Origin of the sequence: Streptomyces canarius (assembly GCF_014650735.1) — a bacterium.
In the GTDB taxonomy this organism is placed as follows: domain Bacteria; phylum Actinomycetota; class Actinomycetes; order Streptomycetales; family Streptomycetaceae; genus Streptomyces; species Streptomyces olivaceoviridis.
Genome location: NZ_BMVN01000014.1, coordinates 1 through 25,328, shown reverse-complemented (window position 1 = coordinate 25,328; position 25,328 = coordinate 1). Strand labels below are relative to the sequence as shown.

The window sequence follows — 25,328 nt, the reverse complement described above, 5'->3', positions numbered from 1 at the left end:
ACACGACCGGACTGGCACGTCGTGCGGTGCCGTGGGGGGCGTCTCCCGGCCTTCGAACCTTCGAACCTGTTGTTCCGCGTGCGGGCCCGCCCCGGTCGGCTTCGGCTGCCGGAGGCGATCCTGCCTGCCCGCCCGCTGCGGTCCACCACGAGTCCCGACGGGGCCGGCGCTGGTCACCGCAGTCGGCCGCTTCCCCCATCACACTCTGATCACGAGGAGAGACACCGGTGCCGCAGACCACCACGTTCGACTTTCCCCTGGACCGCGCTCCCGGCTGCCCTTTCGACCCACCGCCGCACTACGCCGCCCTGCGCGCGCAGGACCCGCTCGTCCGGGTACGGATCTGGGACGGACAGACACCCTGGCTCGTCACCCGTTACGAGGACCAGCGGGCCGTGCTGGCCGACCCGCGCTTCAGCGCCGACCCGAGCAAACCCGGATTTCCCGCACCGACCGAGGGCTTCGCGGCTCAGGGCCGCCAGGAGGTGCAGGCCCTGAGCATGCAGGACGATCCGGAGCACGCGCGTCAACGCCGCATGCTCATCGGGCGCTTCACGGTCAAACAGATCGCCGCGATGACTCCGCGGCTGGAGCAGATCATCGACGACCTGCTGGACCGGATGCAGGCCGCGGGGCCGCCGACCGACCTGGTCGAGGCCTTCGCGCTGCCCATGCCCTCCCTGGTCATCAGCGAACTGCTCGGCGTCCCCCGGCAGGACCACGCCCTCTTCCAGCGCGTGGCCGGCACGATGATCTCCCGGGAGAGCACCGTGCAGGAGTTCACCGCCGCCCGCGACGAACTCGCCGAGTTCCTCGGCGACCTGATCCGGCGCAAGGACGCCGATCCGGGCGACGACCTGCTCAGCTCCCTGGTCGTCACACGCCTGCGCACCGGCGAACTCACTCCCGCGCTTCTCGTCGAAACCGCGATAACGCTGCTGGTCGCGGGGCACGAGACCACCACCAACCAGCTCGCCCTCGGAACACTGGTGCTGCTGCGCAACCCCGACCAGCTCGCCGTCGTCCGGGACAGCGACGACCCCGCCCGGGTGGCGTCGGCCGTCGAGGAACTGCTGCGCTACCTGTCCATCACCCAGAACGGGCTCTCCCGGGTCGCCACGGAAGACGTCGAGATCGCCGGCCGGCTCATACGCGCGGGCGAGGGCGTGATCGTGCCGAACGCCTCCGGCAACCGCGACGCGACCGTCTTCCACGACCCCGACCGGTTCGACATCGACAGGCCGGACGTACGCGGACACCTCGCGTTCGGCTACGGCGTCCACCAGTGCCTGGGGCAGAACCTGGCCCGCAAGGAACTCCAGCTCGCCTACCCGGCCCTGTTGCGCCGCTTCCCCGGACTGCGCGCCACCCTCCCGGACGAGGACATCCGCTTCAAACACGACATGATCGCCTACGGCGTACACGAACTGCCCGTCACCTGGTGACCCGGAACCACCCGCCGCCTGCGCGCCCCCGCCACCTACCCGCTTCTCGCCGTCCCCGCCCGGCTCCGCCGCCCGCGCACCCGGCACGTACCGACGCACAGCCCACACCCGTCCAGAAAGAACCCATGAACACCTGCCCCATGCCGGCCGACCACCTACGACAGACCCCCGCGACTCCCCCACGGACCACCGGCCCAGCAGCCCCGGCCGCCCCGGCGCACCAGGAAGACCGGCCCGCTCCCGTGCCGTTCGACCCGGAAGCAGCAACCGTCCTGGAGGGGCTGGGCGACCTGCGCGGCGTCGAGCCGTCGTCTCCCGCGGAGGTGCCGCGGTGGCGCGCGTACCTCGCCGAGACCGCCCCCGATCCCACACTGGAGGAACTGCGCGACGGCGGGAGCTTCGAGGTGGTGGAGCGTACGGTGCCGGGACCCGACGGAGCGCCGGACGTCCCGCTGCTGATCGCCCGCCCGGCGAAACTGTCCGACGCCGCACCCGTCGTCTACCACTTACACGGTGGCGGCATGATCAGCGGGACCAGCCGCACCGGCATGCCCGGCATCCTGCGCGAGTGGGCCGCACCCCTCGGGCTCGTCGTAGTCTCCGCCGACTACCGTCTGGCCCCCGAGCACCCGTACCCGGCGGGCGTCGAGGACTGCTACGCGGGCCTGGTGTGGGTGGCACGACACGCCGCGGAGATCGGCGGTGACCCGGAGCGGATCGTGGTGGCGGGCGGCAGCGCGGGGGGCGGGCTGACCGCGGCCGTCGCCCTCATGGCGCGCGACCGGGGCGGACCACGCCTCGCCGGCCAACTGGCCATGTGCCCCATGCTCGACGACCGCAACAACACCCCCTCCGCCCGGCAGATGGCCGGCCACGGAGTATGGGACCGGCGCGCCAACGAGGCCGGCTGGACGTCGCTGCTCGGCGAGGCCCGCGGCACCGACCGGGTCCCGCCGTACGCGGCACCCGCCCGCGCCACCGACCTGTCCGGCCTGCCACCGGCCTACATCGACGCGGGTGCCGCCGAGACCTACCGCGACGAGGACATCACCTACGCCTCCCGCATCTGGCAAGCCGGGGGCGACGCCGAACTCCACGTCTGGTCGGGCGGATTCCACGGCTCCGACCAGATCGCACCCGACACCGCCGTCGCCCGCGACGCCCGCGAGGCCCGCGTGCGCTGGCTACGCCGCATCCTCAACCGGTGAGCTGACAGATACACCGTCTCCGCGGATCCGTGGCCAGCGCGGCCGGCCACTACGCCACCTGGCGTGATGTCCCCGCGGAGACGGTGGACCGCTCTGGTGTGACGGCCCGGCGCCGGCCGCGGGACTGGACCAAGGCCGGAGTGTGGCCCGTCTGCACGCCGCCCTGCTCAGCGAGTTGCGCTGCACCGATCCGCTGGACCTGGAGGACCGTGCCTGGACGGCACGCTCGTCCGGGCACGCCGTCAAACTCACCGGCGGCGACCGGCACGTTGTCACTCACCTGCTGCCACTGCTGGACGCGGTCCGCCGATCCGGAGCCTGCGGGGGCCGCCCCAGTCGCACACTCCGGGGGGTGTACGCGGTACCGGAAATCGGCGATCAGGCCGGCCGGCTCGGGGAACTTCTCCGCAGCCGCTTCCCGGTCGCCGCACGAGCCGTGGCCGCGGGCCAGGGACGTGGTCTGCCCGCCGTCGTCCACGATGACCACGCCGAAGCCGAGCGCGGCGGCGCGGTCGGCCTGGGGCGGTACCGCCGCGACCGTGACGTCCTGGTGGGCGAAGTACCGTGTGCACAGCACGGCGTCCTCCGCGCCGGGTGCCACCGCCGGTGCGGAACGAGACCTCCCCCACCCCGGCGTCCCTTTCGGTCGCCCGAGCGGTGCCGGTCGCCCGGAGCCGGAGTCCGCGTGCCGCCGCGCCCGGAACGTCCGTCATTTGTTCCCGGAGAAGGAGATTCCGCCGATGATGTGGCGTTGTGCGAGGAAGAAGATCAGTACGCAGGGCAGTGTCACGACGACGGTCGTGGCCATGAGCAGGGGGGTGTTGGTGCCGTTCACCGACTGGAATCCGGCGAGCGCCAGCGGCAGCGTCTTCCACTTGTCGTCGGTGATGTAGATCGCGGCCTGGAAGAAGTTGTTCCAGTACGACATGAACTGGAGGACCGCGGTGGCGATCAGCACCGGGCGCGACAGCGGAAGGTAGACCGACCACCAGATGCGGAACCATCCGGCGCCGTCGAGGATGGCGGCGTCCGTCAGCGATTCCGGCAGCCGCAGGTAGAACTGGCGGAACAGGAAGATGAAGAAGGCCGACCCGAAGAAGGTGGGCACGATGATCGGCCACAACGTGTTCATCATGTCGAGGTTCTTGAACAGGATGAACTGCGGAACGATCGTCACCTCCTGCGGCAGCAGAAGAGTCGCCAGCACGATCCCGAACAGCACGTTGGAACCGCGGGCCCGGATCCGCGCGAACGCGAAACCCACCAGCGACGACGAGTAGACGACCGCCACCACCGGCACCAGAGTGCTGAGCAGCGAGTTGCGGAAGTACCGCCAGAACGGGAACGAGTCGAGGCCGCTGGAGAAGTTCGACCACCGCCACTGGACGGGCCACAACGCGATTCCCCCGCTGGAGACACCTTCCGGTGTGCGCAGCGCCGTCGCGATCATCCAGAGGAAGGGGTAGACGAACACGACCGAGCCCACGACGAGGACGGCGAGCGCGGTGTAGCGCGCGGCCGGCGTCCCCTCGTGCAGCGATCGCCGGTCGCGTGCGGTCTCCCCGGCCCGTGCGCGAGGCATCGTCTTACTTGGCGCGGACACGCCGCCTCCCTTCCTTGGGACGCTGGGATTCGTAGTAGACCCAGAAACTGCTGCCCCGGAACACGACCGCCGTGAGCACCATGATCATGAGGAAGAGGATCCAGGCGAGGGCCGAGGCATAGCCCATCTGGAAGAACTTGAACGCGTTCTGGTACAGGTACACGACGTAGAACAGCAGGGAGTTGGAGGGGCCGCCGCCGTTCTGGGTGATGACGTAGCCCTGGGTGAAGGTCTGCATCGCGTAGATCAGTCCTGTCACCACGTTGAAGAAGATGACCGGGCTGATCTGCGGAATGGTGATGTTCCACAGGACGCGGAGGCGGCCGGCGCCGTCGAGTGCCGCCGCCTCGTAGAGCTCGGAGGGTATGTCCTGAAGCCCTGCCAGGTAGATGATCATGTTGCCGCCGACGGTCCACAGGCTCATGATGACGACCGCCGGCAGCGCCCAGTCCGGGTCGAAGAGCCACTTCGGGCCCTCGACACCCAGCAACCGGAGCACTCCGTTGACCAGGCCGTGTTCGGGGTTGAACACCCAGATGAACAGCACGGTCTGCGCGACCCCGCTCACGAGGGAGGGCAGGTACCAGATGGTGCGGAACACATGGATGCCGCTGACTTTCACGTTCATCAGCAGCGCCACCGCGAGCGACAGCACCGTCTGCGCCGGGACGCTGAGCACCGCGTACAGCAGGGTGACCTTGACGGCCTGTCCGACGTCCGGGTCGTGCAGCGCCTGCCGGTAGTTGGCGAGCCCGGCGAACCTCGCCGGGCTCAGCAGATCCCAGTGGGTGAACGACAGCACCAGGGAGTAGACCATCGGACCGCCCGTGAACAGCAGGAAGCCGACGATCCAGGGGGAGACGAAGAGCCAGAACGCCGCGGTCGCGCGACCGATCCACCTTCGTCTCACCGCGAGCCACATGGCGGCCCCGAGCAGCCCGAAGACGACGGCCATCATGATGACGAAGGCGACGATGGGCTGGAGCGCCACGTCCAGGTGGAACCCTGCGAGGAGGCCCTCCAGGCCCTTCACTATCTCTGACATGTTGAGGATCGGTCCTTCTCGGTGCCGCTCGCGGCCGTCCGCCTAGGGGTTACTTGGTCGCGTCGAGCATCTTCTGGCACGTGGCCTGAAGCTGCGGCAGCACGGTCGCCGGGTTCTCGTGGCCGGTCCCGATCGCGGTGCGGGAGTTCAGGGCGGTCGAGAAGGTGCTCTCGATCTGGACCTTGTTCTTCACGTACGGCGTGGTGACCGCGTGCTCGACGGCGTCGACGAACGCCTGGAGATTGGCCTTGGGCGCGGCGGACTTGAAGGCGGCGAGCGAGTCGTCGACCACGGGCACGCCCAGCGCGGACTTCTTGGACGCCAGCAGGTTCTGGGCGGCCGGGTCGGTGCTCATGAACTTCGTGAAGGTCTCGGCGGACTTGACCTGTGCCGCGCTCGCGCTCTTGGCGATGCCGAGGCCGTCGACCTCCATGGGCTCACCGCGGCCGGGCATGGGGACGAGGGCGAAGCGGGCGGAGTCCAGCGCGGCGAACTTCGCGATGTTCCAGGGGCCGAAGTCGGGCAGTGTCGCGACCTTGCCCTGTGCCAGCCACTGGAACATGTCCTGGCCCTGGGCGGCGATCGAGGTCGGCGCGAAGCCGTTGGGCTTGACCGAGTCGACCACGGTCTTCGCGGCCCGGATTCCCGCCGCGTCGCCCATCGTGCACTTCGTGCCGTCGGCGTTGTAGTAGGAGCCCCCGTCGGCCAGCAGCCATCCGTCGTACCACAAGGGTGCGGAGCCGTAGACCTTGGACGAGCCGGAGCCGCTGGTCATCTTCCTCGCGGCGGCGACGAAGTCCCGGGTGCTCAGCGGCGTCGTGCCCGACGGCACCGGGAGGCCGGCCTTGGTGAAGCTGGTCTTGTCGACGGCCATGACCTTGCTCTTGGCCACGAACGGCACGGCGTAGTCGGTGCCGTCGACGTTGCCCGCCTTGGCGACGGCCGGCGAGTAGTACGCGTTCTTGTCGACGCTGACCGGTTTGAAGACGGTGAAGAAGCTCGGCAGCGAGGTGTTGGAGATCGCGGCCACGGTAGGGGCGTCACCGCCGGCGATGGACGTCTGGAGCTTCTGCTCGTAGTCGCTCTGGATCCAGTTGGCTTCGACGTGGATGTCGGGGTGGGCCCGCTCGAAGGCGGCGACCATGCTCTTGATCGTCGCGTTCTCCTCGTTGCTGCCCCAGTAGGCGAACGAGATGGACGCGGAATCGCCGCCGCGGTCTCCAGGGGTGGCCCCGCTCTCGTTGCTGCACGCGGAGAGGGAGGCGAGGCAGCCGACGACTATGGCGGCTGTCACTGCGGTTCTCAACACGGGAAGGTCCTTGTCGTTGCGGTCCGATGCCGTTGGGGAGGTGTTGCGGTTCATTTCTGTCGAGGAGCTGCGATGGTGTCGCCGTCGGCGGTGACACGCACCCGTCCGCCGACGGGGACGTCGACCCGGGTGGTGCGGCCGTCCGGCCAGGTGCTGGTCCAGGTGACGGCGCTGCCGGCGGTCACCCACAGTTCGCTCGCCTCGTGTCCCTCGTGGCGGACACCGATGGTCGAGGTGCCGGCGGCGATGTGGTCGACCTCCAGCCAGGCGTCCCCCGGGATGTGGGAACGGGTGCGTACCTCGCCCTCGCGCGGTCCCACGTCCAGGCCGGTCAGGCCGGTCGCGATGTGGGCGACATGGGTGAACGGCACTTCCGGGTAGTCCGCGCGGGATTCCGCCAGGAAACGGATCCACCGCAGGGCTTCCTCGTCGCGTCCGTACCGCAGATACGCCTCGGGCAGGTAGGTGAAGGCTTCGATGTTGTGCGGCGGGCTCTTCTCCAGGCAGGCGCTGAGGAAGTCCAGGTGGGCGGTCGCCCGGTCGTCGGGCCGCATGAGGCCCTTGACCGCCGGGAACCACGTGCTCTCCAGCCCGAATCCGCTGACCGGCCCTTCCTGGGTGAAGCCCGCCGTGTAGTGGTCGTGTTCCGCCAGCCACCAGCCCTCGGTGAACTCGGTTTCCAGAGCCGCCGCCCGTCCGGCGTTCCAGCGTGCGAACTCCGGGTCCGGCGCGGTGCCGGCCGCGACACCCGCGAGCGCCGCGTGGGCCGCCCACTGGCTGGCGATGCCGTCGGCCGCCACCAGCAGGTGCGGCGGGTGTTCCACCTCGTTGTACGTGGCCGTGCCCTCGAAGATCCGGCCGCTGCCGCGCTCACCTGCGACTCCGGTCCCCAGCGGGTCGTGGGCCCGCACGAACGAGGTCAGAGTGGTGCGGATGAACGCGGAGATCTCCGGCGTCCGCAGGAACCGCTCGTCACGCGTCCAGCGGTACTGCTCGACGGCCTTCTCCACCAGCTCGAACGGCGCGGGGATCTCGCGGACGAAGTCGTCGTCGTCGTGGTAGTCGATGGCCGCGGGTGTGCCGTCGAACAGGAACGCCCACAGCGGGTACCAGCCGCGCCGCTCGGTGGCGGAGGCGGCGAAGTGCCGGAGCATCGCCAGGTTCTCGGCATCGAGGCCGAGGAGGTGGCCGCCGAGCATCTGGTGGGCCAGATCCCGTGAGTAGAACATCGGCCGGTCCGTGAGGCCCGCCCAGTAGCTCGGCAGGAAGTCCGCGCGCCGCCCGGTCTGGACCCACTCTCGGGCCCGCCATGACGCCCAAGTGAAAGACTCGACAAGATCCGTCATGCTGGAGCTCACGTGAAGCGGGGTGTTGTGCGGCTCTGGGCCGCTGAGACGTGTGGAGGGCTGCGGAAATAGTGGTCCCTGCGCCATGAAAGGGAGTGTTACACGCACGTCAACTTCACGTCAATGCATCGATGTTTCAAACCTGTTCAGCGGTATACGTGTGCTCATCATCGCAGGCAGTCGTGAGACGAGAGCTGTTGCGGACGTCCGAAGTGTGTCCGAAAGTGCGCCCTGTCTTCGATGGGGGAGTCGTTCAGCTCGTCTCGGACCGACGGTGAGCAGGTGTGCGGAGAGGTGGCGGCCGGTCGATGACGTGTTTATGACGGATACGTCAATCACCCGTCAACGGACGGCGCTGATGACGGCCGAGCCGGCAGGGCGGCGGGTTTCGGGACGCCTCAGGAACGCGGCGGCGCGGTGGAGCCGCGCACGATCAACTGCGGGTCGAACAGCAGCTCGCCCGAGGGGACCAGCTTGCGGTTCACCAAGTGCACCATGGCCGTCGACACCGACTGCGCGAGCCGCTCGACGGGCTGACGCACCGTCGTCAACGGCGGATCGACGAAGTCCATGACCTGGGAGTCGTCGTAGCCGACCACCGACAGGTCCTCCGGGATCGACATCCCCCGGCGCCGGGCGGCCCGGATCGCGCCGAGAGCCATGTAGTCGCTGGCCGCGACGATCGCCGTAACCCCCAGGTCGAGCAGCGTCTCGGCGGCGGACATGCCGCCCTCGACGCTGTAGACCTGTCGGACGGCCAGCCGCTGCGGATCGGCGACACCGCGAACGGTCATCGACTGGACGAACCCGGCCAGCCGGCGCTCGCTCGGCCGGTTCCCCACCGGCCCGACGATCAAGCCGATGTCACGGTGGCCGAGCCCCCACAGGTGGTCGACCGCCAGCTCCGCCGCGACGGTGTCATTGGTCGAGAAACTGGGCGAGGGATGACCGTCGATCGCGCCGTTCACCAGCACGAAGGGGATCTTGCGCTCCGCGAGCAACTGGTAGACCGTCGGGTCGGCACCGATCAGGGTGTTGCTGGCGGACGCGAAGACCGCGCCGGCGATGCCCAGGTCCATCGTCGAGGAGACGAAGTCGATCTCCTGGAGCCCGCCCACGGTGGTCGAGGCCACGATGGCCCGGAAGCCCTGCGACGCGAGCGCCGACTCGATCAGCTCGCACAGCTGGCCGAAGAACGGCTGGGCCAGCCCGGGAGTGAGCACCACGACCAGCTGACTCTGCCCGCCGCGCTCGTAGCCCAGCTCGCGGATCGCTTCCTCCACCTGGCGCCGTGTCGCCATCGCGACGACCCCGCGGCGGTTGATGACGCGACTGACTGTGGCCTCGCTGACGCCCGCTCGCGCCGCGACGTCGCTGATCCCGACCTTGGCCATGACTCCCTCTGCGGTGAACGGCGCCGCCTGGCGTGCTGCGAGTGTACCGGGATCACGCCAGGTCCCGACCGGTGCCCGCACCCGCCGGAGCCGGGCGGGGGCTTCGCTCAGCCCGCCACGGCCGGCAACCGCCCACCCGCGCCGGGACGCAGGGTCCACGGGCCCTGGGCCAGATCCACCTCCACCGACGCGTCGCCCAGCGACACCCGCACGGTACCCACCCGGTCGGAGCGCCGGCGCACCCGCGCCTCGACCAGCCGACGGTCGTCGTCCCAGGCCAGGTCCACCACCACGCCGGGCCGTGCCACCAGCCCCCGCATCCGTCCGGCGGGCCAGTCGGACGGCAGCGCCGGCAACAGGTCGACCGTGCCGGCGTGGCTCTGCACCACACACTCCGCGATCGCCGCCGTGAACCCGAAGTTGCCGTCGATCTGGAACGGCGGATGGGCCGACAGACGATTGGGGTAGAGACCGCCGTGCTCACCCACCGCCGCCGGATCCACCTCACGCAGCGCCAGATCGATCAGGGCGGGCAGCCGCTCGGTATGACGCAGCCGGGCGCGCAGTGCCAGCTTCCACGCGAGCGACCAGCCCGTGGAGTCGTCACCGCGGACGTCGAGTGTCCGGGCCACCGCGGCCGAGTGCTCCGGCCGTACGCCGGTCCCGGGAAACGCCTCGTAGAGCGGTGACAGGTGCCGGTGGGCCGGCTCCGCCATGACGTGCGGGCCCCGCCATTCCCGTACCGTCCCGTCCTCGTCGGTCTGAGGCCCCGGCAGCCGGCCCAGCGCGGCCCGCGCGGCCCCGGCCACGGCGTCGTCCGGCTGTCCTGCCAGCTCCGCCAGAGCGGTGGCCGAGGTGAACACCTCGCGCGCGATGCCGATGTCGATCGCGGAACTCACGTCGACCGCCCTCGGGCCCGTCGGAGTGACGAAACGGTTCTCCGGCGACGACGAGGGTGAGAAACCGAGCGTGCCGTCAGGCAGTTCCACCAGCCAGTCGAGGAGGAACCGCGCCGCGCCCCGGACCATCGGCCAGGCGCGTTCCCGGGCGAACGGCAGGCCGGCGCCGAAGGCCACGTGGTCGGTCAGGTGCCGGCACAGCCAGGCGCCTGCCAGCGGCCAGAACGCCCATGCGGGGTCGGCCTCTCCCCGGCCGACGGGTGAGGTGTAGGCCCATACGTCCGTGTTGTGGTGCGCGCACCAGCCCCCTGCCCCGTACAGCCTCCGCGCCGTCTCCGCGCCCCGGACGCTCACCGCCTCGACCAGGTCGAACAGCGGGGGCAGGCACTCGGGCAGGTCGGTGACGTCCGCGGGCCAGTAGTTCATCTGCGTGTTGATGTTGATGGTGTAGTTCGAACTCCACGGGGGACGCATCGAGTTGTTCCACAGCCCCTGGAGCGTGGCCGGCGGCCCGCCGGCCCGCGAGGCGCTGATCAGCAGATAGCGGCCGTAGTGGAAGAGGAACGCCAACTGCCGCAGTCGCGCGTCCGCCGGGCCGTCCCACTGGAGTTCCACCCGCTGGTACAACCGCGCGTGGTCCGTGCCCTGCCGCTCGCGCAGTGCGGCGGCGCCCCGCCGTACGGCCGCGTCGAGGTCCCGGCGGGCCGCCGCGAGGGCGTCACGCTCGTCACCGCGCGGTTCCGCGCCGACCGCGGTGAAGGTCGTACCCGTGGTCAGCACGATCTCGACGTGCCGGACTCCCCGCGCGGCCAGCACGGGCCCGATGCTCGGGCCGCGCCCGGCCGCCTCGCCCGCGGCGACGTCCTCCCCGTCGTGCGACCAGTGGAGCGCCACCGCTCCCCGAAGGCTGATCCGGTCGTCGTCGTAGACGGGCGAGGGCGCGTCGGGTTCGTGCGGCGGAGCGACGTCGGACGGCATCCGGGTCGTGAGCCAGACCAGCCGCTCACCACGGCCGCGGCCCAGGACCCGGAGAGGGGAGTCGAGGCCGACGGTGAGGTCGACGCCGGGGCCCGAGGCGACGTCGATGGTCATCAGCAGCGCCCGGTCGGGGTGCGAGACCACCGTGCGCCGTACCACCACCGCTCCTCCCGCCTCGTAGCGCACGACGTGCTCGGCCGTCCGCAGGTCGAGATGGCGGGAGTACCCGGTGATCTCACCCGGCGGGTTGGTGACACCGACCGTCAACTCGGCGAACGGCAGGTACGCCTGGGTCCAGCGTTCTTGCAGACGGCGGACCGCCGCATCGGCGCGGGCGTGGTCGCCCTCGGCGAGCGCCTGGCGGGCCTCGGCGACGGCCTCGCGTGCCGTCGCGGCTCCGACCCGGCCGTGCGCGAACTCGCTCGCGGGAGAGCCCGACCATGCCGTGCCGTCGTTGAGCAGCACCCGCTCGCGCTCCACACCGCCGTCCGGCATCGCGCCGATCCGGCCGTTGCCGAGTGGCAGCGCCTCCAGCCAGTGACCGGCCGGCCGGGCGAAGGAGAGCCGGTGCGGGGTCTGCGCGGGGCCGTGGGAGTAGTCCGGCACGATGCCTCCTGTGGTGTGGATACGGACTGGCTACACTGACGCGCCAAGACTTTGACCGGACATTAGGGCAACGTCAACTCCACCGGGTGTCCGGGAGGACGTGGGCCCGGCACCCCGAACAAGGAGCAAGCGTGGCGCCTCGCACCATGGTCGATGTCACCGCGTTCGGCGCGGACCCGAGCGGTACCCGCGACAGCGCCGCGGCGGTCACCGAGGCCCTGCGCGCGGCCCGCGCCGTGACGGCGCCGGTGACCGTACGGTTCCCGCCCGGCCGTTACCACTTGTATCCGGAGCGGGCCGAGCGCCGCGATCTGTACGTCTCCAACACGGTGGGCGCCGATCGGCGTCACCTGTCCAAGACCATCGCACTCCTCGTGGAGAACGCCCACGACCTGGTGATCGACGGCAGGGGCGCCGCCCTGGTGCTGCACGGCGCGCAGACCGCGTTCGCTGCGATCGACTCGACCGACGTCCGCTTCGAGGGGTTCTCCTTCGACTACGTCTCGCCCCGGGTCGTCGACGCCACGGTGGCCGACGCCGGCACGGACGGCGTCACCGCCTGGCGGGAGCTGGCCCTGCCCGCGGACACCCGCTTCCGGATCGACGGCACGACCGTCACCTGGCTCGGCGAGCCGGGCCCCGCCGACGGCGCGCCGTACTGGACCGGCACGAACGCGATGGAGTACACGCAGGTGCACGATCCGGTGGCCCGGCGCACCTGGCGGGACCACAACCCCCTGTTCGACGAGGTGGCCGCCGTCCGCCGACTCCCCGGCCACCGCCTGCGCCTGTCCTACCGCTTCGCCGACGCCCCCGGCGACGTCGGGCTCGTCTACCAGATGCGCACGACAGTCCGTGACCATCCGGGCGCGTTCGTGAGCGGCAGCGAACGGGTGGAGATCCGCGACGTCTCGGCGCACTACCTCCACGGCTTCGGCCTCGTCGGGCAGATGAGCAGGGACCTGACCGTACGCGATGTCCGTTTCCGCGCCGACCCGGCCACCGGCCGCACCTCGGCCGGGTTCGCCGACTTCATCAACCTGTCGTCGATGGCCGGTCATGTGCGGATCGCCGACTGCGTCTTCGACGGGCCGCACGACGACCCGGTCAACATCCACGGCACGTACCTCGTGGTCGCCGGCCGGGTGGCGGACGACGTCGTCACACTGGCCTACCGGCACCCGGAGACGGCCGGCTTCCCCGCGTTCCGGCCCGGTGACACGATCGAGTTCACCGCTCGTGCCACCCTGGACACCGCGGCCGGCTTCACCGCGCGCCTGACCGCCGTCGACGGCCCCCACGACCGGGACGACGCACACGACCGGCGCATCATGACCGTGACCCTGGACCGCCCGTTGCCCCCCACCGTCACACCGGAGCACTGGGTCGCCGAGAACGTCACCGCCACGGCGTCGGTCCACATCGTCGGCAACCACTTCGTCAACGTGCCCACCCGCGGGGTCCTGGTGACCACCCGGCGGCCGGTCGTCATCGAAGGCAACCTCTTCGACGGCGTGACCATGGCCGGCGTCTACGTCTCCGCCGACGCCGAGGAGTGGTACGAGTCGGGGCCGGTCGCCGACCTCACCATCCGGGACAACACCTTCCTGCGTCCCTCCACTCCCGCGGTCCTCATCGCACCGACCAACACCGTCCTCGACCCCGCTCACCCCGTGCACCGCAACGTGACGATCAGCGGCAACGTCTTCGAGGACGCCGACGCCCCGATCGTGCGCGCCCGCTCCGTCCGCGGGCTGGCCGTCACCGGCAACCATCTGACGGGCACCGGCGCCGGGGCCTTCACCGAGTCCGGCCTGGTGGCCGCCGAAGGCTGCTCGGACGTGGTCGTGGAAGGAACGTCGGGCACGCTCCGCCCACCCGGAGAGCCCCGGTCGCACCGGCTCGACGAGTGGCCGTGACCCTCGCCCACGTGTTCAGGTCCGCCGGTGCGCCTGATCCTTTTCAGCCGCCGCGTAGCCGGGCACGGACGGCCATCGAACAGTCAGGACCACCGACTCCTCCTCCGCGAACCATGAGTGGTCGACTCCGCGCCCCCACACGACGTAGTCACCCTGCTCTTCCAGAAGGACGCTGCGGCCGGGCAGTTCGACGCGGAAGCGTCCGCTGATGAGGACCAGGAGAGCCGTGCGCTCCTCGCCCCTCACCCACTGCGATCGCGCATCGGCACGGGGGTGGACGCCCCACTTGATCTCTACGGCCTCGCTGTGGCGCGGGTCGCCGATGTCCTTGAAGTGCCCGAGGAGCCACCCCCGGTCCAGTGCCGCGTCCTTGCCCGCGTTGCCCACGTACACGCTGTCCTTCACGTGGGCGAACGCTAGCAGCCGCTCGTGTACTCGCGGTCAGGCGCTGGACCGTCAACGGGACCCTGAATCGAAAGTTCAGACCAGCTCGGGTCGCGGGTCCGGCTGTGGTGCCGGAGCGGCCTTGGGTTCCCAGAGTTCGGTGACGCGTACGTAACGGTGGATCACCGACGCCATCGCCAGAATGAGAAGTGGTCCGAACAGCCAGGGATGTCCGGCCATCTGTGTCGGCAGATAGCGGTAGGACACCAGGAGCGCCGCGAAGACCGTTGTCCCGTAAGCGACAAGCTGGACGCCTGACCGGTCCCAGCCGCGGTCGAGCGAGCGCAGGGCTACCTCGATCGTGAGCGCGAACACCACGCCGGCGATGAGATCCGTGCCGTAGTGGTAGCCGAAGCCCAGCGTCGCGCCGAGCGTGGCGATCAGCCAGAACGTGCCCGCGTACCGCAGGATCCGTGGGCCCTTGCGGGTATGGATGAAGATCGCGGTGGCCCACGCCGTGTGCAGGCTGGGCATGCAGTTGCGCGGGGTGATCCCGTCGTAGGACATCGGCTGCGGGGCGGTGACGGGCGGCGGCGTGTGCGGCCACAGGTTGGCCACCGCCCAGTGCGCGCCGCCGGTGCCGGAGGCGCCCGGACCGTAGGCGAAGACCGGTCCGACCACCGGGAAGAGCATGTAGATGCCCGGCCCGAGGAGACCGATCACCAGGAAGGTGCGCACCAGATGATGGCGCGGGAAGCGGCCTTCGACCCCGACGTGGCGCAGCTGGTACAGCGCGACGACGACCGCGGCCACCGCGAGCTGCGCGTAGACCAGGCCGAGAAGATGCGTGCCGATCGGGTCGGTGGCCTGGAGTATCCGGCCCACCAGCCACGAGGGATTGCCCAGCGCTTGATCGGCGGTCGCCACGTACTGATCGAGCACGGTCGGGCGGGTCTTCGCGGTGATGATCAGCCAGATGTCACCCGTCTTGCGGCCGGCCGCCAGCAGCAGGCCCAGCCCGACGCCCTTCAGCAGCAGGACACGTTCCCGGCCCCTGCGGCGCGTGACGGCGATGACCGCGTAGCCCAGCATCACCCACAACGCGCCGTTGCCGAAGAGATGGCCGTCGGCCGCCTTGGCGTCGACCGCCCATCGCACCAGTACGAAGACGACGTCGATGCCGATCGCGGCACCCGCCGCGACGAACCGTTGCCGCCAGGTGAGCACCACCATCATCAGGGCCAGACCGGCGTACAGCGGCCCCGGCTTGGGGGCGAATACCGTCTCTTTCGCCTGTTCGGTCAACGGCCCCGGTATGCCGGCGCAGCGACGCGCGACGATCTCCAGGATGATCAGGAAACCGAGTGTCGCCACACCAGCCGTGGCCCAAAGTATCGCGCGTGGTTCGCGCCACGCGGCCGGTGTCGTTCTCCCCTTTATTCGCGAAAACACCCGCGATGTTCTAGATGTCAACTGTCTGGCCGATTTGTTGGGTAGTTGAGCAGGGTCACTTTTCGCGCTGGGTGGCATGGATTCTGGTGTCGGTCGGAGGGGCGGTCGGCGCGAGTTCGAACATGCTATCGGAGCAGCGGGGGAATGTTTATGGCGCCTTGGCCCTGTTGAGCGCGGTAATGGCGTGAAACGGATCCTTGGGGAGTAACTTGCGGTGAAGCATGCCCATGTGGAGTGTGGACTATCGCGGCGGCGGCGGCAGCGGCAGCGGTCCCGGGGTCGGCGTCCGGGTGCTCCCTGCGACCGGCGCGCTCGCCGGCGCCGGCCGTCGGCCCGCTCGGCCCGCTCGCCTGGGACGCCATCCTTCGTGTGGCCGCGGCGGCGTACGGCCTGGGGCGGCTGCGCGGTGAGCCCGCGCGGCGGAGGGTCGGTTACGCGCTGTTGGCCGCCGTGGCGGCGTTCCTCGTCGGCATCTGCCCGTGCCGGTGCGCGAGGGTGGGCAGGCGGTCGCCCGTAAGGTGCCGACCGCCTGCCCATCGCTTCAACGCCGCTGCTGCTTCCCGTCGTCGGGCGGTGCGGCCGACTGGTGGTCCGCGTCGGGGACCGCGGAGGTGGCTTGGGGGGTGACGGTCTCCCCTGGGATCACGCGCGGTCGCGCCGTCGGCTGTCCGTCGTTCATCGCCTTGGCCTCGGCCTTGAGGATGCGGGCCGACTTGCCCGCGGACCGGGCCAGTTCGGGCAGCTTCTTGGCGGCCAGGACGGCAATGACGACGATCAGGATGACCGCGAGTTCGCTCAGTCCGAACACGGAGGGGCCGCCCGTCAGACGTTGACGCCGAAATCGGCGGCGATGCCGGCGAGCCCGGAGGCGTATCCCTGCCCGACGGCACGGAACTTCCACTCGGCACCGTGCCGGTACAGCTCGCCGAAGACCATCGCCGTCTCGGTGGAGGCGTCCTCGGAGAGGTCATAGCGGGCGATCTCCGCGCCACCGGCCTGGTTGACGATGCGGATGAAGGCGTTGCGGACCTGGCCGAAGCTCTGGCCGCGGCTCTCGGCGTCGTGGATGGACACGGGGAAGACGATCTTGTCGACCTCGGCGGGTACGGTGGCGAGGTTCACCTTGACGGTCTCGTCGTCGCCCTCGCCCTCACCCGTGAGGTTGTCGCCGGTGTGCTCGACCGACCCGTCCGGGCTGGTGAGGTTGTTGTAGAAGACGAAGTGCCGGTCCGAGAGCACCTTGCCGGATGCGTCGAGCAGCAGCGCCGAGGCGTCCAGGTCGTAGTCGGCACCGGTGGTGGTCCGCACGTCCCAGCCCAGTCCGACCAGGACGGCGGTCAGGCCCGGCGCCTCCTTGCTGAGCGAGACATTGCCACCCTTGGACAGGGAAACTCCCACTGCTCTCCTCCTCGGTGAGACGATGACGTTCCAGAATGAATCTACAGGACTGTAGAAGGAGTGGGGGTGGTCGGGAGTTCCTACGACGTACGGCTCCCGACGTCCACGGCAGCGGAGGCCGGACAGGTGTGAGGTCCGGGGTCGGCGAACGCGGGAATGTTCGCCGGACGGGTGCGGTTGGAAGGGGCGTGATGGTGAAGGGAACAGTGTCCCCGGGCCTCATCCACCGCATGCGAGGACGATCGTTCGGCTGAAGCCCCGCATTGCCTTCCGCCGCGTAGGCGACCGCCCTTCACGATCACACCCGTTCGCGGGTTCAGCCCCGGCCGGTACGCCGGCCGGGGCTCTGCGTGTCAGTCCCCGGTACCCGAAGGCCGTGTCCGTTCGGCAGTGCACGCACGGCGGCGCCTGGCTCCGCGGCGCGGCGAGGGACTGCTCGCGCGTGGCGGGCCGGCCACGGCCGCGATTCCTCGCGGCCCGGCAGCCGCCGACGTGGACGGTGTCGACGTTGTCCCGGTCGGGGCCGTGCTGGGTCAGCCAGTCAGGCGGGGCCGGCCGCATCTGTGCTCCCTGGCGCGCCGCTCCGCCTGCCGCCGTTCCTCCTCGGCGGTCCAGCGGTCGATGAGCTCCAGCTGCCGGGCTGCCTGCCCCGTGTCTTCGCTTACCCAAAGAACCGCACACATGCGCTATCGAACGATGCGCCGCGTCGACTACCTCACCGGCACCCAGGAGCGCAGCCTGCGCTGCATCCGCCAGCACATCGCCGGCCACGGCCGAGGCCGACGGTGCAGCAGATCGGCGCGGCCGTCGGCATGAGCAGCCGGGCATCCGTGCACTGCCAGCCGGTGCCGATCCCTTACCGGTTCATGGCCGGGAGGCGCAGGCGTCCGTCCTGGACCTCGGCGATCCGGTCGACGGCGGTGAGGTGGGTGCGGTCGTGGGTGACCAGGACGGTGGCGGTGGCCTGCTGGTGGGTGAGGCGGGCGATGAGGTCGAGGACGGCGGCGCCGCGTTCGTGGTCGAGGGCGCTGGTGGGTTCGTCGACCAGGAGGACGGTGGGGTCGTTCATCAGGGCACGGGCGATGTTGACGCGCTGGCGCTGGCCGCCGGAGAGCTGGTGCGGGCGGCGGCCGGCCTGGTCGGCGAGGCCGACGGCGTCGAGAAGTTCCATCGCGCGGGTGCGGGCGGTGCCGGGTTTGCGGCCGTCGAGCCGGGCCATGACTTGGAGTTGTTCGGCGGCGGTGAGGGAGGGCAACAGGTTGGGCTGCTGGAAGACGATGCCGATCTTGTGGCGGCGCAGTTCCGTCAGTTCGCCGCGGGTGAGACCGGTGGTGCTCCGGCCGTCGATGGTGACGGTGCCGGTGTCGGGGGTGATCAGGGTGGCGGCGACCGCGAGGAGGCTGGACTTGCCGGAGCCGGAGGGGCCCACCACGGCGGTCAGGCTGCCCTTGGGCACCTCCAGGCTGACCTGGTCGAGAGCGGTCAGGCGGGTGTCGCCGTCGGGGTAGGTGAGGGTGATGTCGGTCAGGTTCAGGCTCATCGGAGGCTCCCCAGGGCGGTCAGCGGGTCGACGGAGGTGATGCGGCGAACGGACAGGGCGGCGCCGAGCGCGCCGAGGAGGACGATCACGATGGCCGGGATCAGGACGGTGGCGGGGGTAAGGAGGAACGGCACGGCGGAACCGGATACGAGCGCGCCGACGGAGGCGGCAATGCCGGTGCCGATCAGGGTGCCGCCGACGAGCAGGACGACGGCCTGGCCGAGGGCGTCCTTGAGCAGATCGGCAGTGGAAGCGCCCAGGGCCTTGAGGACGGCGACGTCACCGCCGCGCTGGATGGTCCAGACGGTGAAGAAGGCTCCGATGACGAGGGCGGAGATGGCGAACAGGAAGCCGCGCATCAGTTGCAGGGAGCCGTTCTCGGAGGTGTAGGAGCCGATCGCGGACAGTGAGTCGTCGGTGGAGACCGTCTTGGTGCCGGCCTGGTGGTCGGTGGCGGCCACATCGGCCTCGGAGGTGGTGCTCAGAGCGATGACGGTCGCGGTCGGGCCGTCGTCGGTGCTGGTGGGGGGCGCGGTCTTCCGCCAGGTGTCCAGACGGGTCCAGATCACCGGGGTGTGGCTGAAGTGGGCGTCGCCCCGGACGGCGGCCACCTTCAGATGCCGGCCCGCCAGGGTGAAGGAGTCACCCGCCCCCACGCCGAGATCGTCGGCGGCCGTGGCGGACAGCACCACCGCGCTGCCGGTGATCCTGTTGCTGTCCGGGGCGAGGCGGGAGCCGGGCTCGACGCCGAAGGCCGAGACCCCGGTGCTCTTGTCTCCTGCGGTGGCCTTGGTCGTGGTGATACCCAGAGGCTCGGCGCTTTCGACGCCGGGCGCCTCGGACCACTTCTTCCACTGCTGCGCGGTGACGGTGGAGTTGGAGTACGACAGGTCCTGCCTGCCGCTGGGAGCCTGGAAGGCGATCTTGTCGGCGGGCAGGGACGTGATCGCGGAGACGTTCTGCCGGCCCAGTCCGGCCGTCAGCCCGGACAGCAGCCCGACCAACAGCGTGATCAGTACGATGACAGCCCCCATCAGGGCAAAGCGCCCCTTGGCGAACCTCAGGTCTCTCCAGGCGACAAACACGGCCCTGGCCCGTCCTTTCCAGCGGCGGAAGCGGTATGACCCCACCCTCTTCGCAGGCCCCCTGTGCGCGCGTCTGGCGCAGGAGGGCACTTGGCGGGCTGAAAGACGGCGCGCGGGTTCCAACTTTTGATGGAGGCTCCTGTGGCGTCAGCTTCCGTAACCTGGGACGCACTGTGAACTCTGCCGCCCCTGCCCTCACGCCGACCACCCGGACCCTGGCCTGGTGCCTGCACCTGCTGGTCCTCGGCCTGCTCGCCCTGGCCGCCGGCCGGTCCGTGGCCGACGACCGCCCCCACGCCGGATGGGTCATCGCTGTGGCAGCAACGTGCGGCCTGGCGTACGCGGCGGGGCCCACGCTGCCGCGCGTACGCCGCTCGCGGCGGGCCGCCGCCTTGTGGCTGGCCACGGTGGGCGCCTGCTGGCTGGTGCTGCTCGCCTTGTCCCCCGACGCCGTGTGGGTGGCCTTCCCGCTCTACTTCCTCCAACTCCACCTGCTGCCCGGCCGCGCCGCACTGGCGGCCGTGGCCGCCACCGCCGCCGTGGCCATCGCGGGCTTCGCCGCCCACCAGCACTCTTTCAGCCCCGCCATGGCCATCGGCCCCGCCCTCGGCGCCGCCGTGGCCGTCGCCGTGGTGTGGGGGTATCAGGCCCTGTACCGGGAGAGCGAACACCGGCGTCGACTGATCGAGGAACTCACCACCACCCGCGCCGACCTGGCCGCCGCCCAGCACACCGCCGGCGTGCTCGCCGAACGCGACCGCCTGGCCCGCGAGATCCACGACACCCTCGCCCAGGGCCTGACCAGCGTCCAGCTCCTGCTGCGCGCCGCCGAACGAGCGCTGCCCCACACCCCGGAGAACGCGGCCCGCTACGTCGACCAGGCCCGGCAGGCCGCCGTCGACAACCTCGCCGAGGCCCGCCGCTTCGTCGCCGCTCTGACCCCGCCCACGCTGGAAGGCACCACCCTGGCCGCGGCCCTGGAACGCTTGTGCACCACCACCTCCGCCCGGCACCGGATCACCGCACGCTTCCACCTCACGGGCGACCCCGCCCCGCTCGCCACTGCGTACGAGGTCGCCCTGCTGCGCATCGCCCAGTCCGCCCTGGCCAACACCGTCCAGCACGCCGAGGCCACCACCGCCGAAGTCACTCTCAGCTACCTCGGTGACCACGTCGCCCTCGACGTCGTCGACGACGGCTGCGGCTTCGACCCCGCCGTCCTGCCCGTCCTCGACCCCGAGGCCGGCGGCTTCGGGCTGGCCGCCATGCGAGCCCGCACCCGGGCCCTCGGCGGCACTCTCACCATCGAACCCGTCCCCGGCCACGGCACCGCCCTGGCCGTCCAGCTGCCCCTCACCCCGCTGTCCGACACCGATCCCGAGGCCCGCCCGTGACCGACGACGCACCCATCCGCCTACTCCTGGCCGACGACCACCCGGTCGTGCGGGCCGGACTGCGCGCCGTGCTGGAAACCGAGCCCGGCCTCGACGTCGTGGCCGAAGCCGCCACCGCCGAGGACGCCGTCACCCGCGCCGCCGAAGGCGACATCGACGTCGTCCTGATGGACCTGCGGTTCGGCAAGGGCATGGGCGGCGCCGAGGCCACCTCCCAGATCACTGCCCAGCCCGGAGCCCCCCGTGTGCTGATCGTCACCACCTACGACTCCGATGCCGACACCCTGCCCGCCATCGAAGCCGGTGCCACCGGCTACCTCCTCAAAGACGCCCCGCCCGAGGACCTGGCCGCCGCCGTACGCACCGCAGCCGCCGGACGCACCACACTGGCGCCCACCGTCGCCGACCGGCTGATGAACCGCCTGCGCACTCCCGGCACCGCCCTGACCCGACGCGAGACCGAAGTTCTCGCCCTGGTCGCCGACGGCTTGTCCAACCAGGCCATCGGCGCACGTCTCCACCTGACCGAGGGAACGGTCAAGTCCCACCTGGCCCGCGTCTACGTCAAACTCGACGTCGACTCCCGCACCGCCGCCGTCGCCGCAGCCACCGACCTCGGCCTCATCCGGCGTTGAGCCGGGTGCATACGGCATCCCGAGCCGCCCGTGACGCCTCGACCTCCGTGAGCTCATCCCGGGCCCGGGGGTTGAACGGGTTGCTGGCGAGCAGCTTGAGCTCCACCTTGGCCGGAGGCCGTTTCGCCTCACCGTTCATGATCTGCTGGCGCGTACGGATGCGGCGCGGCGCCTTCCTCTCGCCGCCGTCCTCCTCATCCACGCTGAACCCGCGGGTGATGCGCTCCGGAGGGGATGTCATACGGCCGGCTCCTTCGCCAGATCGCGCATCACCCGCGCGTCCTCGCTGTCGGACGCGTACTCAGGCAGCGGGATCTCGCCGTCTGCCGCCTCCCGTCCCTCCTCCGGATCACCGATCACGGCGAGGACTGCCGGGGAGCTGCTCTTCTCCCCTTCGTCCCTGTTCTGCTTCACGAGCTTGCCGCGGCGGCTGTCATAGGCGTTGAGCCCGAGATCCCCGGCCGCTTGGTCTGGTCGCCCAACCGGAGCCGGTCTGCCCGGCTCCACTTCCTCGGCGCGTGGGGACGGTCACCGACAGCGGCTTCCCGGTCGAGAGCGCCCGCGCCCGCGTCCTCTCGGACCGCGGTTTCCTGCGAGCCCTCGCACACTTACGCCGGCACAACAGGCGCGTTCTGCCCCGCGACGTGGGCAAGCTGGGCCTGTGCCGGTTCAGGAGCCGCCCTCTGACCCCTTCACCGTCTTCGAGTAGGCGTCGTGCCAGGCCGCCTTCGCCCCGGAGTCGCCGATCCGGTAGACGTCCACCACCGCCCCCGCCGCAACAGCCAGCGAGAGCACGCCCACGACGATCCGGACGGGCAGCGCGGACCAGCGCGTGCCGCCGCCCTGTCCAGGCTTCGCTGGAGCGCGCCGACCCGTCCACCACACGATCGCCGCCAGCACGAACAAGCCCAAGGCCCAGGGCAGCAGGCCGTCGCCCAGCTCGGCGTGCCGGCGTACCAGGGCATCGTCGTCGACGTGCCGTTCCAGCCACTCGCCGGCGTGCGTGGTCAGCGGCACGCTGACCAGGGCGACGAGGGCGAGCAGCGGCAGCAGGGGACCTAGCCGCCGCCCGGCGCGCGGCCACAGCGCAGCCGCGACCAGGGCCAGAGCGGTCAGGGGTATCAGCACGACAACCACATGGACCAGCAGGACGTGGCTGGGCAGACCGTTGATCAGAGTCATTCATGCGCTCCTGAGAAGGTAAGGGGCCCGTCAGCCTGGCACAGCAAGCTCTCAGTTGCCTCTCAATCGATCAAGCCAATGGGACGCGTGTGCTCAGCCCCTCACGGTCGGTCCAGCCAGCCGTCGGCCACACCGCGGTCGGCTGGTCCGGCAGGCTGCGCGTGCCTGTCGTCGAAGCGGTAGGTGAGGTGGTCCACGACGTCGACGACACCGCCCAGCAGGCGCGTCAGGATGACGGCGAGAGCGGAGCCGCCGCGTCGTTCCAGCTGTCCGGTGAGCGTGACCCCACCGTCGCACCGCGATCGCCGACGTCACCGAGGAAGGGTGCAACGGCGGCGCCGTACGATCCTCTGGCCTGCTGAAGATCGGTCTCGCCCACCCGCATTGGCCGAACCGGCACCACCTCCGACGTCACTCCCACCCACAGCGGCGAGGGCGAGCTCACCCTCTCCGCCGTGCTTAGCCCTGCGATCGACGGCGTCGGCTCCGCCACCGCCCATGTCCGCAGCGGCCTCCCGCGACCGCCGGCCTCGTGCCTTCCTCTCCGGTGCGGGGCCGGACCGTATGTGAGGCCGCTACGTAGCCGAGGGTCGGGCTCATCCAGTACTCCGCTTCCCACACAGCCCAGCTCTCCGGCTTCTCGCCCACCGGCAGCAGACCGCCCGTGTCCGGCGGGCCGTCGTCGGTGCCGTTCACGATCTCGGCCACGAAGGTGCGATACGGCTCCGGCAGCACCCCACCGTGGTCCGCCGCCCCTGTGTCGCGGCCCGCACAGAACCGCAGATGCGATGCCGAATTCGCTTCGCCTCACGTGCTGTGGCGTGTCAGGGCCCAGGTAGGGCGGGGACGTGGAGGGGGGGCCGCGCTCGCGTCGCCGTGGCGGCTTGGAGCCACCGGGTCAGTTAAGGTGCCCGCGTGCCGGGCTAGCCATCGGGCGAGGGGGTCTACCTCGTCGGTGGGGTTGGGGCCGGTGTTCGCATCGAGTGCGTCGGTCAGCAGGGCAGCCAAGTCCTGTTCGGCTGCGGCGTGTTGGTACTCGCGGCGCCCGCACCTGAAGTGTGGCTTTTGTAGGTGAGTTTCGAGAACGTCTGTTGCTCGGCGGGGGCGAACGCCCGGTTCCACGGGAAAGTGATGTCGCTAGACGATGCGGCCGGCCGGCGGGGACGAACTGCCCGTGGTCGACGAGGTCCTGGCCCCGGCCCGTCAGCTCGGGCCGCGGCGCCGGGCGACGAGCCCGTCACCGCCCCGGACCGCCCGGTGCCGACGGGGAAGACCGGCGCTGCCGGTCCTTTACGCCCAGACGCCGGCCGAAGAGGGCTTCAAGGTCAACGCGCTCGCTCCTGGCCTGCGGGCCAGCGATCTCACCCCCGGGGCCGCCGCTGCCGGCGGCGACCCGGCCGAGGCCGCCCGGGGCGCCCTGCGCCTGGCCCTGCCGCCGGACGACGGGCCCCACCGGTGGCTTCTTCCCCTGGGACGCAACGAAATACCCCGTCTCCGGGCGTGGTTGATCGCCTGCGTGGTGCGTACGTAGACTCGCTGACCTCTTGTGTGAGCGACCGACGACGGTCGGGCAGAGGGTGGAGCGCAACGCATGGCCCAGGTGGACAAGGTCCGAAAGCGGTTGGCCGGTGAGCTGTTGCCGGGCGAACAGGTTCAGTACGGCATCCTCGCTTTCAGGATCGGCGGAGTTCGCAAGACCATGATCGGTGGGGCCGCGGGTATCGCCGGAGCGGCTGGCGCAGCGGCGGTGAACGTGGCCACGAGCGGTGCCAAGGCCGATGTTCCCGCCGCGCAGCTTCCCTTGCCGGGCCGGTTCATCGTCGGGCTCACCGATCAGCGCCTGATGGTGTTCTCGATCGGGGGATTCTTCGTCGCCAAACCGAAGAAACTGCTGCATTCCTACGCCCTGGACCAGCTTGCATGGATGTCCGAGCCCGAACTGATCGCAGGTGTGGCGCAGGCACTCAGGGTCTTCATCGGCGTGGCGGATGCAGGGGTGTTGAGTTTCGAGTTCCCACGGTTGCAGGTCGCCGAAGCCCGCAACATGGTCAGGCGGATCGAGAGGGACATGCCCACTCCTCAAGCGTAGGCCCGTCATGTCAGCCGTCACGCTCCCGCCGCCTGACACAGGCTCCGGGTGTCCGTTCCGCCGGCCGGAGACTTCGCTGAACTGGCCGACTCGAACTCGTCTCCCAGGTGCCGTCGACGACCCACCTGATCAGTCGTTCGCGGGTGGTCTGGAACGGGCCGGGTTCGGCGGGGAGGTCCCGCCAGGGGGAGCTGGTGCGGTGCTTCCGCGCGATGGCCTCACCAGCACGATGGTGGTCGGCCCTCCGCCGGCCACGGACCGGTTCTGTTCTCCCCCGTGGAGCTCCCCGTCGGCGTCCTCACCGCCGCGGTGGGCGCCCCGTACCTGATGTGGCTCGTCGCGCGTAACCGCAGCCGCTCCGGAGGCAATCCGTCATGAGCCGTACCTCAACCAGCCGTCTCGTGGCGCGGGATCTGA

Annotated in this window: 24 protein-coding genes and 2 pseudogenes; 8 read left to right on the top strand and 18 right to left on the bottom strand. The window is 70.5% G+C overall.

Annotation, left to right across the window (positions count from 1 at the left end; genetic code table 11):
- The first annotated feature begins 227 nt into the window (after window positions 1-227).
- Window positions 228-1,445, top strand: a complete 1,218-nt coding sequence (locus tag IE294_RS20875) for a cytochrome P450 (protein WP_189888326.1) — start codon at window positions 228-230, stop codon at window positions 1,443-1,445.
- A 242-nt stretch (window positions 1,446-1,687) separates the two neighbouring features.
- On the top strand, window positions 1,688-2,653 hold the full coding sequence (locus IE294_RS20870) for an alpha/beta hydrolase (RefSeq protein ID WP_189888564.1): 966 nt from the start codon (window positions 1,688-1,690) through the stop codon (window positions 2,651-2,653).
- A 49-nt stretch (window positions 2,654-2,702) separates the two neighbouring features.
- Here IE294_RS20870 and IE294_RS20865 read toward each other — a convergent pair whose 3' ends face one another.
- The 7 genes from IE294_RS20865 to IE294_RS20835 all read right to left on the bottom strand — a co-directional run bounded on the left by IE294_RS20865 (window position 2,703) and on the right by IE294_RS20835 (window position 11,833).
- On the bottom strand, window positions 2,703-3,230 hold the full coding sequence (locus tag IE294_RS20865) for an alpha-amylase family protein (protein ID WP_189888324.1): 528 nt from the start codon (window positions 3,228-3,230) through the stop codon (window positions 2,703-2,705).
- Window positions 3,231-3,362: 132 nt separating this feature from the next.
- Window positions 3,363-4,256 (bottom strand): carbohydrate ABC transporter permease, encoded by an 894-nt coding sequence (locus tag IE294_RS20860; protein WP_189888322.1) that lies wholly within the window; start codon window positions 4,254-4,256, stop codon window positions 3,363-3,365.
- Window positions 4,240-5,301: a carbohydrate ABC transporter permease gene (locus IE294_RS20855; protein WP_189888320.1), complete on the bottom strand. Its 1,062-nt coding sequence runs from the start codon at window positions 5,299-5,301 to the stop codon at window positions 4,240-4,242. Before IE294_RS20855 ends, IE294_RS20860 begins: the two co-directional genes overlap by 17 nt.
- A gap of 49 nt (window positions 5,302-5,350) precedes the next feature.
- Window positions 5,351-6,610 carry an extracellular solute-binding protein gene (locus IE294_RS20850; RefSeq protein WP_189888318.1) on the bottom strand — a complete coding sequence of 420 codons (1,260 nt, stop codon included), beginning with the start codon at window positions 6,608-6,610 and terminating at the stop codon, window positions 5,351-5,353.
- 50 nt (window positions 6,611-6,660) lie between these two features.
- Window positions 6,661-7,839, bottom strand: a complete 1,179-nt coding sequence (locus IE294_RS20845; RefSeq protein WP_189888316.1) for a hypothetical protein — start codon at window positions 7,837-7,839, stop codon at window positions 6,661-6,663.
- Window positions 7,840-8,354: 515 nt separating this feature from the next.
- Window positions 8,355-9,350 (bottom strand): LacI family DNA-binding transcriptional regulator, encoded by a 996-nt coding sequence (locus tag IE294_RS20840; RefSeq protein ID WP_189888314.1) that lies wholly within the window; start codon window positions 9,348-9,350, stop codon window positions 8,355-8,357.
- A gap of 107 nt (window positions 9,351-9,457) precedes the next feature.
- The gene (locus tag IE294_RS20835) at window positions 9,458-11,833 is read right to left on the bottom strand and encodes a glycoside hydrolase family 95 protein (RefSeq protein ID WP_189888311.1); all 2,376 of its coding nucleotides are present in this window, start codon (window positions 11,831-11,833) and stop codon (window positions 9,458-9,460) included.
- A 131-nt stretch (window positions 11,834-11,964) separates the two neighbouring features.
- Between IE294_RS20835 and IE294_RS20830 the strand changes: the two genes are divergently transcribed.
- Window positions 11,965-13,752: a right-handed parallel beta-helix repeat-containing protein gene (locus IE294_RS20830; protein WP_189888309.1), complete on the top strand. Its 1,788-nt coding sequence runs from the start codon at window positions 11,965-11,967 to the stop codon at window positions 13,750-13,752.
- Window positions 13,753-13,767: 15 nt separating this feature from the next.
- Here IE294_RS20830 and IE294_RS20825 read toward each other — a convergent pair whose 3' ends face one another.
- The 7 genes from IE294_RS20825 to IE294_RS20800 form a co-directional block, all read right to left on the bottom strand.
- Window positions 13,768-14,157, bottom strand: coding sequence for a cupin domain-containing protein (locus IE294_RS20825; RefSeq protein WP_189888307.1), 390 nt, complete (start codon window positions 14,155-14,157; stop codon window positions 13,768-13,770).
- Between the two features lie 75 nt (window positions 14,158-14,232).
- The gene (locus IE294_RS20820; protein ID WP_373315839.1) at window positions 14,233-15,609 is read right to left on the bottom strand and encodes a phosphatase PAP2 family protein; all 1,377 of its coding nucleotides are present in this window, start codon (window positions 15,607-15,609) and stop codon (window positions 14,233-14,235) included.
- A gap of 520 nt (window positions 15,610-16,129) precedes the next feature.
- A complete protein-coding gene (locus IE294_RS20815; RefSeq protein ID WP_229917252.1) occupies window positions 16,130-16,396 on the bottom strand; it encodes a twin-arginine translocase TatA/TatE family subunit in 267 nt (88 codons plus the stop codon).
- Between the two features lie 14 nt (window positions 16,397-16,410).
- Window positions 16,411-16,986, bottom strand: a complete 576-nt coding sequence (locus IE294_RS20810) for a TerD family protein (protein WP_189888305.1) — start codon at window positions 16,984-16,986, stop codon at window positions 16,411-16,413.
- A 219-nt stretch (window positions 16,987-17,205) separates the two neighbouring features.
- The gene (locus IE294_RS47695) at window positions 17,206-17,547 is read right to left on the bottom strand and encodes a DUF6233 domain-containing protein (protein WP_229917251.1); all 342 of its coding nucleotides are present in this window, start codon (window positions 17,545-17,547) and stop codon (window positions 17,206-17,208) included.
- A gap of 295 nt (window positions 17,548-17,842) precedes the next feature.
- Complete coding sequence (locus tag IE294_RS20805; protein WP_189888304.1) at window positions 17,843-18,526, bottom strand: ABC transporter ATP-binding protein; 684 nt, start codon at window positions 18,524-18,526, stop codon at window positions 17,843-17,845.
- Window positions 18,523-19,611 carry an ABC transporter permease gene (locus tag IE294_RS20800; protein ID WP_189888302.1) on the bottom strand — a complete coding sequence of 363 codons (1,089 nt, stop codon included), beginning with the start codon at window positions 19,609-19,611 and terminating at the stop codon, window positions 18,523-18,525. Before IE294_RS20800 ends, IE294_RS20805 begins: the two co-directional genes overlap by 4 nt.
- A 173-nt stretch (window positions 19,612-19,784) precedes the next feature.
- Between IE294_RS20800 and IE294_RS20795 the strand changes: the two genes are divergently transcribed.
- On the top strand, window positions 19,785-21,005 hold the full coding sequence (locus IE294_RS20795) for a sensor histidine kinase (protein ID WP_189888300.1): 1,221 nt from the start codon (window positions 19,785-19,787) through the stop codon (window positions 21,003-21,005).
- A complete protein-coding gene (locus IE294_RS20790; protein ID WP_189888298.1) occupies window positions 21,002-21,640 on the top strand; it encodes a response regulator in 639 nt (212 codons plus the stop codon). Before IE294_RS20795 ends, IE294_RS20790 begins: the two co-directional genes overlap by 4 nt.
- On the opposite strand, the gene IE294_RS20785 is transcribed toward IE294_RS20790, so the two are convergent.
- The 3 genes from IE294_RS20785 to IE294_RS20775 form a co-directional block, all read right to left on the bottom strand.
- On the bottom strand, window positions 21,627-21,881 hold the full coding sequence (locus IE294_RS20785) for a hypothetical protein (protein WP_189888296.1): 255 nt from the start codon (window positions 21,879-21,881) through the stop codon (window positions 21,627-21,629). The two genes, IE294_RS20790 and IE294_RS20785, sit on opposite strands and share 14 nt — an antisense overlap.
- Window positions 21,878-22,054 (bottom strand): hypothetical protein, encoded by a 177-nt coding sequence (locus IE294_RS20780; RefSeq protein WP_229917250.1) that lies wholly within the window; start codon window positions 22,052-22,054, stop codon window positions 21,878-21,880. Before IE294_RS20780 ends, IE294_RS20785 begins: the two co-directional genes overlap by 4 nt.
- Window positions 22,055-22,309: 255 nt before the next feature.
- Window positions 22,310-22,822, bottom strand: a complete 513-nt coding sequence (locus tag IE294_RS20775; protein WP_189888293.1) for a DUF2231 domain-containing protein — start codon at window positions 22,820-22,822, stop codon at window positions 22,310-22,312.
- A 1,276-nt stretch (window positions 22,823-24,098) separates the two neighbouring features.
- Here IE294_RS20775 and IE294_RS47685 point away from each other — a divergent pair.
- Together IE294_RS47685 and IE294_RS20770 are read left to right on the top strand one after the other, a co-directional pair.
- A pseudogene (locus IE294_RS47685) lies at window positions 24,099-24,330 on the top strand (short-chain dehydrogenase); the annotation flags it as partial.
- An 83-nt stretch (window positions 24,331-24,413) separates the two neighbouring features.
- Window positions 24,414-24,911, top strand: a complete 498-nt coding sequence (locus tag IE294_RS20770) for a hypothetical protein (RefSeq protein WP_189888291.1) — start codon at window positions 24,414-24,416, stop codon at window positions 24,909-24,911.
- 10 nt (window positions 24,912-24,921) lie between these two features.
- Here IE294_RS20770 and IE294_RS49710 read toward each other — a convergent pair whose 3' ends face one another.
- Window positions 24,922-25,125, bottom strand: coding sequence for a hypothetical protein (locus IE294_RS49710; protein WP_373315838.1), 204 nt, complete (start codon window positions 25,123-25,125; stop codon window positions 24,922-24,924).
- A gap of 50 nt (window positions 25,126-25,175) precedes the next feature.
- Between IE294_RS49710 and IE294_RS20760 the strand changes: the two are divergent.
- Window positions 25,176-25,289 (top strand): annotated as a pseudogene (locus tag IE294_RS20760) (iron chelate uptake ABC transporter family permease subunit); the annotation flags it as partial.
- Window positions 25,290-25,328: the final 39 nt, after the last annotated feature.

Bases quoted from the DNA above. Each gene is read 5' to 3' on its own strand.
- IE294_RS20805 (WP_189888304.1), bottom strand. From the start codon at position 18,526: ATGAGCCTGAACCTGACCGACATCACCCTCACCTACCCCGACGGCGAC.
- IE294_RS20845 (WP_189888316.1), bottom strand. From the start codon at position 7,839: ATGTTCTACTCACGGGATCTGGCCCACCAGATGCTCGGCGGCCACCTC.
- IE294_RS20775 (WP_189888293.1), bottom strand. From the start codon at position 22,822: ATGACTCTGATCAACGGTCTGCCCAGCCACGTCCTGCTGGTCCATGTG.
- IE294_RS20770 (WP_189888291.1), top strand. From the start codon at position 24,414: ATGGCCCAGGTGGACAAGGTCCGAAAGCGGTTGGCCGGTGAGCTGTTG.
- IE294_RS20785 (WP_189888296.1), bottom strand. From the start codon at position 21,881: ATGACATCCCCTCCGGAGCGCATCACCCGCGGGTTCAGCGTGGATGAG.
- IE294_RS47695 (WP_229917251.1), bottom strand. From the start codon at position 17,547: ATGCGGCCGGCCCCGCCTGACTGGCTGACCCAGCACGGCCCCGACCGG.
- IE294_RS20855 (WP_189888320.1), bottom strand. From the start codon at position 5,301: ATGTCAGAGATAGTGAAGGGCCTGGAGGGCCTCCTCGCAGGGTTCCAC.
- IE294_RS20840 (WP_189888314.1), bottom strand. From the start codon at position 9,350: ATGGCCAAGGTCGGGATCAGCGACGTCGCGGCGCGAGCGGGCGTCAGC.